General features: G+C 56.4%; 17 protein-coding genes and 1 other RNA gene. 5 read left to right on the top strand and 13 right to left on the bottom strand.

Annotated features, from left to right (window positions below; genetic code table 11):
- Positions 1 to 4 precede the first annotated feature (4 nt).
- Genes LG294_RS05835 through LG294_RS05820 form a run of 4 tightly spaced genes read left to right on the top strand, consistent with a single transcriptional unit; the run spans position 5 to position 2,221 of the window.
- On the top strand, positions 5 to 799 hold the full coding sequence (locus LG294_RS05835; RefSeq protein ID WP_404290399.1) for an inositol monophosphatase family protein: 795 nt from the start codon (positions 5 to 7) through the stop codon (positions 797 to 799).
- A 2-nt stretch (positions 800 to 801) separates the two neighbouring features.
- Complete coding sequence (locus LG294_RS05830) at positions 802 to 1,425, top strand: metal-dependent transcriptional regulator (protein ID WP_404290397.1); 624 nt, start codon at positions 802 to 804, stop codon at positions 1,423 to 1,425.
- On the top strand, positions 1,422 to 1,814 hold the full coding sequence (locus LG294_RS05825) for a CrcB family protein (protein WP_404290395.1): 393 nt from the start codon (positions 1,422 to 1,424) through the stop codon (positions 1,812 to 1,814). The genes LG294_RS05830 and LG294_RS05825 overlap by 4 nt, the downstream gene beginning before the upstream one ends.
- The gene (locus LG294_RS05820; protein WP_404290393.1) at positions 1,811 to 2,221 is read left to right on the top strand and encodes a fluoride efflux transporter FluC; all 411 of its coding nucleotides are present in this window, start codon (positions 1,811 to 1,813) and stop codon (positions 2,219 to 2,221) included. The genes LG294_RS05825 and LG294_RS05820 overlap by 4 nt, the downstream gene beginning before the upstream one ends.
- A gap of 69 nt (positions 2,222 to 2,290) precedes the next feature.
- Here the strand turns inward: LG294_RS05820 and LG294_RS05815 are convergent, their stop codons facing one another.
- Entirely contained in the window at positions 2,291 to 2,770 is a 480-nt protein-coding gene (locus LG294_RS05815) for a DUF2568 domain-containing protein (protein ID WP_404290391.1), read from the bottom strand.
- Between the two features lie 423 nt (positions 2,771 to 3,193).
- Between LG294_RS05815 and LG294_RS05810 the strand changes: the two genes are divergently transcribed.
- Positions 3,194 to 3,676 carry a hypothetical protein gene (locus LG294_RS05810; RefSeq protein ID WP_404290389.1) on the top strand — a complete coding sequence of 161 codons (483 nt, stop codon included), beginning with the start codon at positions 3,194 to 3,196 and terminating at the stop codon, positions 3,674 to 3,676.
- A 119-nt stretch (positions 3,677 to 3,795) separates the two neighbouring features.
- Here the strand turns inward: LG294_RS05810 and ssrA are convergent.
- The 12 genes from ssrA to LG294_RS05750 all read right to left on the bottom strand — a co-directional run bounded on the left by ssrA (position 3,796) and on the right by LG294_RS05750 (position 13,583).
- Positions 3,796 to 4,164: a transfer-messenger RNA gene (gene ssrA / locus LG294_RS05805) on the bottom strand.
- Positions 4,165 to 4,270: 106 nt separating this feature from the next.
- Complete coding sequence (smpB, locus tag LG294_RS05800) at positions 4,271 to 4,750, bottom strand: SsrA-binding protein SmpB (RefSeq protein ID WP_404290387.1); 480 nt, start codon at positions 4,748 to 4,750, stop codon at positions 4,271 to 4,273.
- A 54-nt stretch (positions 4,751 to 4,804) separates the two neighbouring features.
- Positions 4,805 to 6,268 carry a peptidoglycan DD-metalloendopeptidase family protein gene (locus LG294_RS05795; RefSeq protein WP_404290385.1) on the bottom strand — a complete coding sequence of 488 codons (1,464 nt, stop codon included), beginning with the start codon at positions 6,266 to 6,268 and terminating at the stop codon, positions 4,805 to 4,807.
- 60 nt (positions 6,269 to 6,328) lie between these two features.
- The gene (ftsX, locus tag LG294_RS05790) at positions 6,329 to 7,243 is read right to left on the bottom strand and encodes a permease-like cell division protein FtsX (RefSeq protein ID WP_404290383.1); all 915 of its coding nucleotides are present in this window, start codon (positions 7,241 to 7,243) and stop codon (positions 6,329 to 6,331) included.
- Positions 7,240 to 8,034, bottom strand: coding sequence for a cell division ATP-binding protein FtsE (gene ftsE / locus LG294_RS05785; RefSeq protein WP_404291655.1), 795 nt, complete (start codon positions 8,032 to 8,034; stop codon positions 7,240 to 7,242). Before ftsE ends, ftsX begins: the two co-directional genes overlap by 4 nt.
- A 359-nt stretch (positions 8,035 to 8,393) precedes the next feature.
- Positions 8,394 to 8,519 carry a putative transporter small subunit gene (locus LG294_RS05780; RefSeq protein ID WP_404290381.1) on the bottom strand — a complete coding sequence of 42 codons (126 nt, stop codon included), beginning with the start codon at positions 8,517 to 8,519 and terminating at the stop codon, positions 8,394 to 8,396.
- Positions 8,520 to 8,521: 2 nt separating this feature from the next.
- Positions 8,522 to 10,231, bottom strand: coding sequence for a sodium:solute symporter family protein (locus LG294_RS05775; protein WP_404290379.1), 1,710 nt, complete (start codon positions 10,229 to 10,231; stop codon positions 8,522 to 8,524).
- A 648-nt stretch (positions 10,232 to 10,879) separates the two neighbouring features.
- Positions 10,880 to 11,995, bottom strand: coding sequence for a peptide chain release factor 2 (gene prfB, locus LG294_RS05770; protein WP_404290377.1), 1,116 nt, complete (start codon positions 11,993 to 11,995; stop codon positions 10,880 to 10,882).
- 48 nt (positions 11,996 to 12,043) lie between these two features.
- Positions 12,044 to 12,517, bottom strand: a complete 474-nt coding sequence (locus tag LG294_RS05765; RefSeq protein ID WP_404290375.1) for a hypothetical protein — start codon at positions 12,515 to 12,517, stop codon at positions 12,044 to 12,046.
- The gene (locus LG294_RS05760) at positions 12,501 to 12,923 is read right to left on the bottom strand and encodes a hypothetical protein (protein WP_404290373.1); all 423 of its coding nucleotides are present in this window, start codon (positions 12,921 to 12,923) and stop codon (positions 12,501 to 12,503) included. The genes LG294_RS05765 and LG294_RS05760 overlap by 17 nt, the downstream gene beginning before the upstream one ends.
- Positions 12,916 to 13,263 carry a TadE family protein gene (locus tag LG294_RS05755; RefSeq protein ID WP_404290371.1) on the bottom strand — a complete coding sequence of 116 codons (348 nt, stop codon included), beginning with the start codon at positions 13,261 to 13,263 and terminating at the stop codon, positions 12,916 to 12,918. The genes LG294_RS05760 and LG294_RS05755 overlap by 8 nt, the downstream gene beginning before the upstream one ends.
- Before the next feature lie 86 nt (positions 13,264 to 13,349).
- Positions 13,350 to 13,583 carry a hypothetical protein gene (locus tag LG294_RS05750; protein ID WP_404290369.1) on the bottom strand — a complete coding sequence of 78 codons (234 nt, stop codon included), beginning with the start codon at positions 13,581 to 13,583 and terminating at the stop codon, positions 13,350 to 13,352.
- Between the last annotated feature and the right edge of the window lie 56 nt (positions 13,584 to 13,639).

The following is a 13,639-nucleotide window of genomic DNA, read 5'->3' as shown; positions in this document are numbered from 1 at the left end:
CACCATGGTCGAATACAGCTTGCAGCAAGACCTCCAGTTCGCTCTGGCGATGGCCGACAAGGTCGATGCGCTCACCTTGGCCCGCTACGGTTCGAACGACCTGCGGGTGGAAACCAAACCAGATATGACCCCGGTCTCCGATGCTGACCGCGGGGCCGAGGAATTGATCCTCGCAGAGATCGCCGCGCATCGTCCCGATGATTCGGTGCTCGGGGAAGAATTCGGGGTGCACGGCACCGGGTCGCGGCGCTGGGTGATCGACCCGATCGACGGAACCAAGAACTTCGTGCGCCGCGTGCCGGTGTGGGCGACGCTGATCGCGCTGCTCATCGACGACGAGCCGGTGCTCGGCGTCGTGTCCGCTCCGGCGCTCTCCCGCCGCTGGCATGCGGCCACCGGCTTAGGGGCTTTTGTCACCGAACCGGGCACCGAAGGAGCACGCCGCTTGCAGGTCTCGCAGGTCTCGGAGCTATCCGACTCCTCGCTGTCCTACGCGTCGCTGAATGGCTGGAAGGAGCTGGGCAAGCTCGATGACCTGCTTGAACTGCTGCAGGCTGCCTGGCGCACCCGCGGCTACGGCGACTTCCTGTCCTACGCGCTGGTCGCCGAGGGCGCGGTGGATGCCGCCTTCGAGCCGGAGCTGGAACTCTACGATATGGCCGCGCTGGTCCCCGTCGTGCGCGAGGCCGGCGGCAGCTTCACCAGCATCGCCGGCGTGGAAGGTTGCCACGGAGGCAATGCGCTGGCCAGCAACGGGAAGCTGCACGGCGCGATCCTGCCCTACCTGAACCGCGGCTAGCCGTGCCCGGAGCTGATCCGCGCAAGCTGACCACCAGCGAGGAAGACTACCTCAAGGCGTTATACCTGCTCACCGAGTGGGAGGATACTCCGGTGGGCACCGGAGCGCTGGCCGACCAGCTGGGTTTGTCCCCCGCCTCGGCCACCGCGATGGTGCAGAAACTGGCAGTTAAGCGCCTGGTCGATCACATCCCGCGTGGAGCCATCTCGCTCAGCGCCGTCGGGCGGCGCGAAGCCCTGCGCATGGTCCGCCGGCACCGTATTTTGGAAACCTTCCTGCGCGATGAGCTCGGCTACGGCTGGGACGAGGTCCATGACGAGGCCGAACAGCTCGAGCACACCGTCACCGACCGGTTCATCGACGCGCTGCACGCCCGTCTGGGCCACCCCGCGGTGGACCCGCACGGCGATGCGATCCCTTCGGCCGCCGGAGTGCTCGCCGCACGCGATGCACAACGCCTGGACCGTTTCGACGGCTCTCGCGCGGTCATCTGCCGGGTGAGCGACGAAGACCCGCAGTTCCTGCGCCGCGCCAAGGAACTTGGGCTCGTCCCCGGAGCCGTTATCGATCTTCCGCATGGCTTGGATTACATCTCGGCGTCGCTGATCTGGGTCCGGGACCTGTGATCCGCAGGCAAACCGTCTACGGGCTGTTGGCGGTAGCCATCGGCGGCGCGCTCGGAGCCTACGCGCGGGTCGTTGTGGACATGCTGCTGCCGGTGGGCGAGTGGGCTTTCTCGACGTTGCTGGTCAATGTGCTGGGCTGCACCGCGTTGGCCGGGCTGAGCGCCTATGGTGCGCGCAGGCCGTTGGCTCCGCTGCTCCAGCTGGTCGCCGGCACCGGTTTCTGCGGGGCCTTCACCACTCTTTCCACGGTGCTGCTGCTCTTCACTACGATGAGTGCCGCCGGCTACTTCGGCTATCTGCTGCTGACCGCCGCCTCATGCCTGGCCGCGGTATTCATCACCCACCGGGTCATCCTGCGTCTAGTTCCCGCATCAGCGAGCCACCGATGATCGGGCTTCTGCTGCTGGCTGGGGCACTCGGTGCGGTGGGAAGATACCTTCTTGACCGAGCACTGCCTGCCACCCATGACGATACCCGCAGCTGGTGGCGCGGCTGGCCGCTGGGAGTCCTCACGGCGAACATCATCGGCACCTTCGCGCTGGGATTAGTCCTTGGTTATGCACGCGCGCACGGGCTAGATCTCACGCAGGAAAACTTCGCGGGCACCGTACCTGCCGCCGACCGATTGTGGTTGCTGGCTTCCGGGTTCTGCGGCTCGCTGACCACTGCAAGCACCTTGTTCGTCGGGTTCCACCTGCTCTACGAGGTCAGACGAGCCCGCGCCATCATGTTCCTGCTAGGCACGCTGGTGCTTGCCGGTGCCGCAGGATGGCTGGGCTGGTTTCTCAGCGTTTAAACGATGGCCGGTGGATACGAGCAAGGGCCCGGTCGATTGACCGAGCCCTTGCCTACTGGCTGTGAAAATTTAGCGTGCAGCGCGACGGCCGCGGTTTTGGCCGCGTTTGGCATCCTGCGCAGGTTGCGGGGCGATCGTTCCGCGCCTCTGGCGGTCGTGCGGAACCACGAATCCTCCGGTAGCCAAAATTAATATTGCGCTGATGCCGGTCAGCGAAAGCATTGCAATCGCCCAGATTTGTGACTGATCGGTGAATGAATGATCCACGCTGAGCCAAAGCACGTAAGCACCGACTAGATAAATCAGATGAATGAGCATCAAGCGAGTGCGGAGGCGGAGCCTAAACTTTGCCTTGGCCGAGAAGAATAGCGCCCAGATGATCAGCAACGGCACCACAACCACGAGGATCGCCGGGATGGTCGGCCACGGAATGAAAGCGATAGCGGCTAGCGCGGCGGCGAAAAGCAAACCAACCTCGAGGAGGAATGCGACCACAGCATAGATTGCCGAAATTACCGGTGATACCCGCTGGGAACCAGTTTTACCCATCGTTTTCGATCTCACTCCGTTTCAGCGATCTGGCCGTCGGCTTGGCCGTTCTGTTCAAGTCTATGTGCTAAACAGCGACCCCGCGACATGACTCGCTCGCGAGGCGCCTTGTTACCTATCTTGTGCACTCATTTCTACGGACAAGCTACGGCGTCTGGACTGTTGATACTACTCGGGCTAAAGGAACTAAAACTACTGCACAAGTAGTAGTTGCTGAGGCGGTGATGGCCAAGTTCTGCATGATTTCAGTCCATCAGCGCACGTTGCGCGGCCACATATTTCCGCCCGAGTATTCGCTATAGGTTTTGAAAACCGAGGCGTTCGCCCGAAACGCTTCCGAGCAATCAAGTTAGGCGCTGCAGTGCCGGACCCTTTTGGTCGTCCCGGCCCGATACAATCGTGTCGACGTCGACTGGAGAAATCGTGAAGAAACTAGCCTCGCTCCCCTTGGTGGTTGCTCTGTTGCTTGCCGGATGCACGGCCTACGAAGTAACCCCGGGACCTCGGACGATGCCCGCCTTGGAAAAAGGCCCCGAAACCAATACCCCTTCCACCGAACTGCGCTTCTACGCCAATGAGCTCACCACGCCAGAGGATCCGCAGAAATGGGCGGACGAGAAAATAAATCAGTATCTCAACGGCCAAGGCGCTCGTAGTTTCGCGGAATTCAACGGCTGGACCCCACAGCGCGGAACCATCGACTGGGAATCACCGGAGACAGGTTTACTCGTGATCACGCTCGAGGACGCCTACTGGGTCAACCTTCAGGCCGCGCATGCATTTGCCGAAGCAGTCATGTCGGGGGTGGGATACGAATCGCCTGAACTGGAACGCGTCATCCTGACAACGCAAGATGGTAGCAATAGCGTTACGATTAGTCGCGCAGAGATCCCGGGCCTCTGGTGACACAAGCCTAGGGAATGTGCCCACTTCCACCACAGCGGCTCGGTGACAAGCAGACCCGCGCAGTTTAAGATATCGGGCAAAAGAAAACCCCGGGATCACTAGGATCCCGGGGTTAAAATACGTGGAGATGGGGAGAATTGAACTCCCGTCCGATGTGGTGTTGCCAGGTCTTCTCCGGGCGCAGTTTGCTGCGGAATTTCTCTGCCCCAACCATCACGCAAACATGTGGTTGATCCGGGCACAGTTACCAAAATATGTACCCAACAGCGGTAACGGCCGTTGGCTACAGTGGCTATCTAAATGACGTAAGTATCAGGGGCGATAGCATCCCCTGGCTTACGGACTGTCTGGCTGCTTAGGCAGCGAGAGCGAAGTCAGTGCGCTTTGAGTCGGCACTTATTGTTTTGCAAAGAGCGTTTACGAGATAACTTTGCATCCTCGGCCCGCTTCATCTGTCGCGACTCACACCGTCGAAACCGATCATCCCCGTATTTTGTTGTCAGTCCCGGTTTCCCGGGTACAACCGCACCAAAAGGTGCGTTAAACAATCATAGCGCAATCTGGGAGGGTAACCCAACGAGTTTCGCCCCACGCTTAGGCGTGACCGCGATTACGCTCTCGCATCGCACGGAGTGCTTCGCGGTTGTCTTGCTGTTCGCGCAGCGTCTGCCGCTTATCGTATTCGCGTTTACCCCTGGCCACGCCGATTTCAATCTTCGCGCGGCCCTCTTTGAAGTACAACTTCAGCGGGACGATCGTCAGGCCTGACTCGGAGATTTTACGTTCAATCTTGAGCAGTTCCGCGCGATGCAGCAAGAGCTTGCGACGACGTCTTGCGGCATGATTAGTCCACGAACCGTTCAGGTACTCCGGAATGTAGCAATTCTCAATGTAGAGCTCATTGCGGTAGAACTGTCCGAAGCCATCCACCAGCGAAGCTTTACCTTCACGTAGTGACTTAACTTCGGTCCCGGTCAGCACCATGCCCGCTTCGAAGGTATCTAGAATTTCAAAATCGTGGCGCGCCTTGCGGTTGCTCGCGATAATGCGATCTTCTTGGTTCTTCTTAGCCATGACACTCCTTGCATGTCGCGGGCGGATTCCCGCGCACAAAGAACAAGTCTAACGTTAGAGAAGTCCCAATGGGTTCACGTGCGAACCGTTGATGATCGTTTCGAAGTGCAAGTGACAGCCGGTCGAGTTGCCCGTGGTGCCCACATACCCAACGACTTGGCCCTGACTGACGTTCTGACCGTTGCTCACAGCGATACGCGACAGGTGGTGGTAGTTTGTCGCCAGGGCCTTGCCCTTGACGACACCGTGCGAGACGGTCACCTTGTTGCCTGAGGAACCTCCCCATCCTGAGAACCAAACTTCGCCGCTGGTGGCTGCGACAACCGGAGAACCGCATTGGCCGCCGAAACCCCAGTCAACGCCCGCGTGAACGTATCCGCCTTGGCCCGTGTAGTCAATGGTTCCAGCAGGAGTTGGACGCCAGCCGAAGCTGGAAGTAATTCGCGAGCTGCTCGTTGGCTTGATCAAGCCCCAGCTGCTCGGTTCCGAAGGAGATTGGGTTTTAGGCTTAGCTTTAGGCGCGACATATTGCTTCTTCTTATAAATCTGCTGCTTCTGCTTGGCCTCCGCGGCCTTGCGCTCCTGCTCGGCCTCGTAAGCTGCCTTTTCTTTGGCGATGCGCTGACGCTCCGCTTCGGCTTCCTGGCGAGCCTTCTCTTCCGCCTTGCGCTTACGCTCGGCTTCTTCGCGGATCAGTCGCTCTTGGCGTTCCTTGATCTGCTGGTTGACCGTAGCGTATTCCTGCTCTTGTGACTTGAGCTTCGCCTGAATTTGTGGCTTTTTGGATTCCAGCTCGGCACTAAGTGATTCGGTGCTGGCTACGAGGGCATTAAGTTCATCCTTGGCTGACTGTGCTGCATCGCGAGCGCTTTGTTCCTGCGCGAGAGCTTCTTCAGCTTGCCCCTTGAGCGAAGAAATTTCTTCCTCCACCGCTGCCAGACGAAGTTTGTTGCTCTCGTCGGTTGCTTTCTCCTGCGCCAGATCGTTATAAACCGCGTTCTGGGAATCCATGGCCCTATTTGCCATGTCGAGGCCTTCGGCCATGGCAGTTGCTGAGTCCATGTTCAGGATCATGTCTAGTCCGCTAGAGACTCCCCCGCGCTTATATGCCTCGGAGGCAATCTGCGCCATGGTGTTCTCGGCTTCGGCAATCTTAGCCGCGTTTTCTTCGATCACCTTAGCGACCTTGTCACGCGTGGCCTGGGCACTGATCAACCGGTTTGTCAGGTCTGCGACAGTGGCTTGGGCGTTAGAGACACGGCTTTGCGCGTCTGCCAAGGCCGCTTCTGCCACCGGAACCTGCGCTTGCTGCTCTCGCAGCTTTCGATCCGTCTCAACGATGTCCGAGTCCAGGACTTCCATATCCTGTTCTAGATTGTCGATGTTCTGTTCGACCTTTTCCTTACGGTCATCCAGTTCGTCGGCAAGTACGATCCCCGCCGGCAACGTAAGTGACAATGCAAGGGCTCCACCGATGGTGGCGCGTAGGAACTTACGTCGCACCGCATTGGACAGCATACTGCTCCTTAGAGGTTTTTGTGCATCAGGTTCGGAAGTTCGATCAAAGATAACGAACAACTAAACCTTCAGGTAACGCTTCAACGTTACCACTGAAGAAATTGTGGCCAAAACGATACCAATAATCAAGAGCCCCGGAGCAACTAACAGAACTTCATTCGTCGAAATGAAGGCAACTCCAACGTTTTCGCTGGCAAGTTTATCTTGGACTAGGAACTTCACAAGGAGCCACAAAGTGCCCGAAGCAAGTAAACCACCGATAACGGAGGCAATCACGCCTTCGATAATAAACGGAAGCTGAATGGTCGTTTTGGAAGCGCCTACCAGACGCATAATCGTGGTTTCCAGTCTCCTGTGCATCGCAGACAGCTGGATGGTGGTACCCGTCAACAGCACTGCACAGGCAATCATCACGATCGCCACCACTGCCGCGGCGGCTGACGCGACGCGGACAAGTTGGAAGACCTTCTCCAAAAGTTCGCGTTGATCCACCACCGAGTCAACACCCGCTACGGTGGAGAACGCCTCGTTGATTACCGGGTATTTCTCCGGGTCAACTAGCCCGACACGGAAGGATTCCGGCAGCTGATCCTCGGTAACCTGATCAACCAGGGAGGAATTTTTGTACTGCTCCTTGAAGTTCTTCAGCGCATCAGACTTCGACTCGTAAGCGAATTCCTTGATGTACGGAGCCATTTCGTCTGATTCCAGCAGTTGCTGAATGCTCGCGCGTTGTTCATCGGTGACACCTTCACCTGCGCAATTCGGCGCGGCGGTATTGTCATCGCACAAGAAGACCGCAACTTCCATGCGGTCGTACCAGTAGCCCTTCATCTGATTGATCTGCAACTGCAGCAAAGCCGAAGCACCAACGAAGGTCAGGGACACGAAAGTCACCAAAACGACCGAGACGACCATGATGACATTTTGGCGAAGACCCTTTGCGGCCTCGCGGAGGATAAATCCTAGTCTCACTGGTCCTTCTCTTTCTCTACATTCGTCGCCAACTCGCCAGATGCTTCCTTAGCGGCTTCACCGGTGAGCAGTTCGCGCGAGCCATCCTGATTAATAACGGTGGTCATCGCCGTGTACTGACCGTCTGCCTCGTCGCGAACGACGTTGCCTTTGCTCAGTTCTATGACTCGATGACGGAATTCGCTGACCAGTTCATGGGCGTGCGTAGCCATCAGCACGGTGGTGCCATTCTGATTAATCCGATCGAGCACGTTCATGACCTCGACACTGTTTTTCCGGTCGAGGTTACCAGTTGGCTCATCGGCCAGCAGGATCGAAGGCTTATTTACGATGGCGCGGGCAATGCCCACACGTTGCTGCTCGCCACCAGAAAGTTCGGTTGGTTTACGGCGGGCCTTATCTTCTAGCCCTACCATTCGCAGCGCATCCGGAACACGTTCACGAATCTGAGCACGTGAGGCACCGATAACTTCCATCGCAAACGCGACGTTATCGAACACGGTCCGCTCGCGAAGCAGTCTGAAGTCCTGGAACACGAAACCTATGTCGCGGCGTAATTTGGGCACACGTCGGCTCGGTATACGGTTCAGGTTTTGACCTGCAACGTATACGGCTCCATCCGTGGCGCGTTTTTCGCGCAGGATCAAGCTCAGGAAAGTAGACTTTCCCGAGCCGGATTCTCCAACTAAGAAGGCGAATTCGCCACGGTTAACCTCGATGTTTACGTCGTTCAAAGCAGCATTCTTCTGCTTCGGCTCGTAAACCATCGAGACATTTTCGAATTTAATCATGTCTTCAATCGCTAGTTGCCGTCGGGGCGCGACCCACGGAAACTCAGGTCGAGATCGAACGTTTTTGATGCGCCAGTCTTCCAAACCTTATCGGTGCAAGGTGAACATCATGCGCGGCTAAGGCGGTGTGTTGTCACATTCATGCTGTTTCCACAGGCTTGTCGATATTCGTGGAGTACGGTGACCTGACTACTTATTCGTCTACCAAGTAGCCCCGGTGACCTTCCACACATCGGCGGCACGTCCGGAAGATTCTCCAGACTCCGCATACCCAACAATGGATTCTGGTCTGGTCGCCACTATACATTTCAGGGGTAAGCGCCGGCTCGTGACCGACTCTTACCCCTGAAATTCAAACCCTAGATTAGCGGTTCGCCGTTGCGCTTTGCCTCGAGGGCCTCAGAAATGAAGGCCCTGCCGATAAAGATCGCAACGCCGGCGACCACCACTGGCCAGGCTAATACGTAAATAGTGAGTGCCAACATGTTTATTCCTTCCCCTTCGGAGCATTCGTGCCGTCAGTTTTGTCTGCACCACTTGTGGCGGTGCTGATCAACTCTTCGATTGGGTCGAAGTCGCCTGCGCGTTCGGCGATGACCGAGAAGTCAAAGTCTTCTTTGGAACGGAATGACATGAAGTAACAGATCAAAGTACTGACCGAATAAGCAACGAGCGAGGCCGTCAAAGTCGTGTAGTCGCGCAAGAACCCGAAGCAGAACGGCGCCGCGGCGATGGAAGCGACGGTACCGATGATCAGTGCAGGACGCAGTCCAAAGAAGCCGAAACTCATCAGACCCAGCACGATACCAATTCCTAGGATCGCCAGTAGCTCGATGACCACGGCGGTGAACCCCACCATCGGAATGATTTCAAAACGCACCGGAATGAAAACGGCGAGGGCGACCAATACCGCTGCGGTGAAGGCCTTGTTCGTGACTTTTTTCCAGTAGAAACTGGCGAGCACTGGGAAGACCAGAGCACCCCAGAGTGCACCGACGAAGACCAAAAGGTCAAGGATATTCAATTGCAAGCTGGCGAGGCAGACGGCCAAGACCGTTGCAACTATCATCGTGATTCGGCCAACCAACAACATCGTCTTCGGATTGGCTTTCTTCTTACCTGCAACGTTCTGACCGTATACATCGGCCATCATGATCGATGACAGAGCAGCCAGGTCCGAGTCGGCGGTGGATGAAAGCGCACCAATGATCATGACGAAGAACAGTGCCAACAAGATACCAGGCAGGTAGCTCATAGCCATTTCCGGAATGATGTTATTGACGTTGCCATCGGTTGGTTCGAAGCCTAGGTATAGCGCTAGCACGCCGAGCATGCCTACGCCGATGACCATGGCACCATAGCCGATGGTGGCGGTGATGAACGTCGGCTTGATTAGGTCCTCGCGAACCGCGAACAGGCGCTGTGCAATGGTCTGGTTGCCGATTGCGTATGCCAGGACAGCAGCGATATATGGCGCGCCCTGATTCAGGAATGCCTCGGAAGAGAAGAAGTTCGACTGCTGGGCCGTCAGGTTGCTGGCACCGGTTTCGAACGCCGCTGGGAATCCGGAAGCGAAGAAAATGAAAGGAACAATGATTGCTACGGCACCGAGCATCGCCATAACCTGCATAAAGTCAGTGAGAACCGAGGCGCGGAATCCGGACCACAGTGTGTAGAGCAATACGCCGCCGGCAACCGCGAGAACGCCTTGAATGAAGTTGAAGGGCGAGAGCATGGAAATGAGCACGCCACCGGCGATGAAGTTGGACATCAAAGAGATGACCGAACCGACGATATTCGAACCGGCAAGCATCAGCTGGCTAGAGCGGCCGTGTCGGGCGTGCATAACTTCGGCCAGTGTGTGGGCCTTCGGCGCGACCTTACGTATTCGCTTACCGAATGGGTAGATGAACAGAATCATCAGTGCACCCCAGAGGCCGTAGTGGATTGGCCCACTGATGCCATATGTGTAGCCCGAGGCGGCCGAGGCATACATTGAGGATGCCCAGATCCAGGTCGCGGTCATACTGGCCGCGGAGATTCCGAATCCGATTTTATTGCCTGCGGTCATATAACCGTCGGCGTTTTCATTTTTCTGGCCAATCCTCGTGGAAACCCAAAAGGTACCACCATAGAATAAGACCAGTAAAAGTACGATGATCAGGGCGCTGAAACCGACCGTTTCCGGGTTGTTCACACGCCACCTCCTTCAAACGACGTAGTTGTGAATTGGCATCCTCCGAGGCAAGCCTCGGAACGCTTGATGCGTGGTTCGCACGTCTCATCCCGCGAGGTGATTCGCGAGGATTCGCTTAGCCGACGTACATAAGCCCTCTGTCCATCAATCACTTCCTTCACTCACGTTACGTATCGTTATCTTTTGCTTCGCATCCTCGTGCTGGCATACAAAGCGCCGTCCCGAATCCGGGACAGCGCTGCCGCATTAATGCGATTTCCTTCGTTGAAAAACCGAATTGCCATACGCAATTGCGCGCGAATGACCGTTCAATCCTAGAGAATCTCGGTAGATCATTTACTGTCGAGGCTACTCGAAATGATGCACCTAATCTTCGCGTATATCGGCCATAATCGCTGGCGCTTCCCACGGTTTCAATGAGGACACTTAGCCTGCAATGAACGGGTTTTAAGCTACTAGAATCGCGAAAATCGAAGAGTGCAATGCCTTCAGCAACTTTTTCATCTTAGCATGCACTCAAATTTTGCGTGTCCTAGATCCTAGAATTAGCCTTCGGAACCCGAGATAAGCTTGAACTTTTTAGTTCTAAAAATGATTGAAATCGGATAATAAAAAGGCCTGAAACAATTTCAGTTTCAGGCCTTTGATTTAGTTCGACGGGCGTCGATTTCCCGCTCGCCAACGGATCCCCGCGTCGATAAAATCATCGATCTCACCATCAAGTACGGCCTGCGTATTACCGACCTCGTGTTCGGTACGCAGGTCCTTCACCATTTGATATGGGTTGAGCACATAGGAACGCATCTGGTCACCCCACGATGCTTTGACGTCACCAGCGAATTCCTTCTTCTGCGCGCTTTCCTGTTGCTTCTTAATCAACAGCAGTCGCGATTGCATGACGCGCAAGGCGGCAGCACGGTTCTGAATCTGTGATTTCTCGTTCTGCATCGACACAACGGTGCCGGTTGGAATGTGAGTCATACGGACCGCAGAGTCTGTGGTGTTCACACTTTGACCACCCGGTCCCGAGGAACGGAAGACATCCACTCGAATCTCTGATTCAGGAATTTCGATGGTGTCAGTCTGCTCGATCAGAGGCACAACTTCCACCGCGGCAAAGGATGTTTGGCGTCGGCCTTGATTATCGAAGGGTGAGATCCGAACCAGGCGATGGGTTCCAGCCTCGACGGATAGGGTTCCGAAGACGTAAGGCACGTCGATTTCGAAAGTGGCAGATTTTAGACCGGCTTCTTCCGCGTAGGAGGTATCCATTACGGTTGCCTTGTAACCGTGCTTCTCAGCCCAGCGTAGGTACATGCGCAATAGCATTTCGGCGAAGTCTGCGGCATCAACACCGCCGGCTCCTGCACGGATGGTCACCACCGCACCGCGCGAATCGAACTCGCCATTGAGCAAGGTTACGATTTCCAGCTCGTCTAGCGCCTTATGGATCGAGATGAGTTCTTTGTCCGCTTCCGCAAGCGTTTCGTCGTCATCCTCCATTTCGGCAAGTTCCACGAGAACTTCAAGATCGTCGATTCGCGTGCGCAACTGGTTCAGGCGTTCAAGCTCTGTCTGTCGATGGGAGAGCTTGCTGGTGACAATTTGCGCGCTCGCTGGATCATCCCATAGGTCAGGGACGCCGGCCTCCTCCGAAAGTACGGCGATATCGGCTTTAATTTGAGCAACGTCGCTCACGTCCTCAATCGCGGAGAAAGTGGATCGAAGCGAACGAATTTCAGCGGAAAAGTCTGTTTTTGCCATGGTTATCTAAGCCTACGCCATGCAGGCGGACGGCTTAAGCTCACGACGCTATCTGCTCAAAACGGTGCGAGCGGAGGAACTGACGTTGATACTCACCCCGGAGGGTACGATCCAGCCGATGATCGGTGGCTGTACTGAACCAGTCAGAGATAATCGCGCGCCTTGACCGTCGGGCAGGATTTGAACCGACCCGATAGCAAGATTATCGATGCGCTGTCCCGCGTCGACATCCTGCAGATAGCGCTGAACCGCAGCCCTTACTTGAGCCTGGCTCAATTCGATCCGCGGTTGACCTCCGTCGGCAATAAATTCGAATTCGTCCACGGCCGCGACGATAGCACCATCTGCGACGGACAGCAGCTGCCTCGCTTTGAGGTTCACCGCACTCGCGGCGAGCACCACCGAAATTGTTAGCAAGGTAATCGCGCACAACCCAATCGCAAGCACCAGCGACTGCCCGTCCTCTGCGCGGGCAGCATGCAAGAACTTGTGCCATCGACCGCCGCTAGCCAAAACGGTCAATTCGTTGAGTCGAGGCAGCATCGACGGTGAAAACGGAGGCGTCAAAGTAGTCGGAGACGAACGGCAATTGAACGCGCAGAGATACTTGAATCGTGACTATGCTGCCGGGGCTCAAACACTCAAGATCGCAGGTTATCTGCGTACTGGCACCGGATAAACCGAAGTTATTCATCGAGCGCTCCACCACCTGATGGGCATTGGACCGAGCTTGGGCAGGTGTATCAGCGACAGCGAAGACCTTTGCGGCTTGATCCGCGGCGCCGACTACCGCATAGGATCCGGCCTGAAGCTGTCCAGCGGCGAGAATCAGGTAAATCATCGGGATCAGCAGAACAGTGGAGGCGAATATGAACTCCACGATGGCGCTGCCCTCATCGTGGACGGCAATGGATGCACGTTTACTCATAGCGCACCGCATTGCCTCGTACAGTCAGATCCCATCCGTTGGGCAGCAGGCCGATCAATGGCACCCGCGTTGACACAGTGACGCTCACTAACTGGCTCTCCCCGACCGCGTTAGTTGTAACTTGTACGTTCTGGGCGAAACCGCCATGTAAGGATTCGGTGATCAACAATCGGGTTCGGCCACCCGCGTCGGCTGGAGTTCGGTTGGCCAGCGTTCCGTAGTGCGCACCGTTGGCCGCCGCATCGGTGAGCGTATTGCGCACATGGAGCACCAGCGTCAGTTGGATCAGCGTTAGCGTGATGACGATCAGCAAACTGGTGATCATGACGAATTCGGCCACGGCCGAGCCCGCCTCATCAGAGCCCTGCCTTCGGAAGCGACGTATGACAACGGACGCGGCGCCGCGCATTTTCGTGAACCTCTGGCTCAGCCTAGTCCGGAGACTCGATCGATTGCCTGATTGAATAGGTCTTGCAAACGTGGACCGGCAATGGCCAACAATGCGGCAACTAATAGCGCTGACATGAGGGTTATCATCACCCAACCAGGCACGTCGCCACGCTCTTCGCGTAGCCGCAGCGTGATTCGACGCCAGAACTCTTGGCACCCTTCGGACAGTCGTAGTGACACAATCATGAGCCACGATTGGATGCTGGACATGGGATTACTTCCTAACATTTTGGCGATGGGTAAGTACTGTGATGGTGCGGCTAGCT

It is taken from the genome of Glutamicibacter arilaitensis (assembly GCF_044793945.1).
GTDB lineage: Bacteria > Actinomycetota > Actinomycetes > Actinomycetales > Micrococcaceae > Glutamicibacter > Glutamicibacter arilaitensis_B.
The sequence above is the reverse complement of the archived record's forward strand: the minus strand, read 5'-3'. Positions and strand labels throughout refer to the sequence as shown.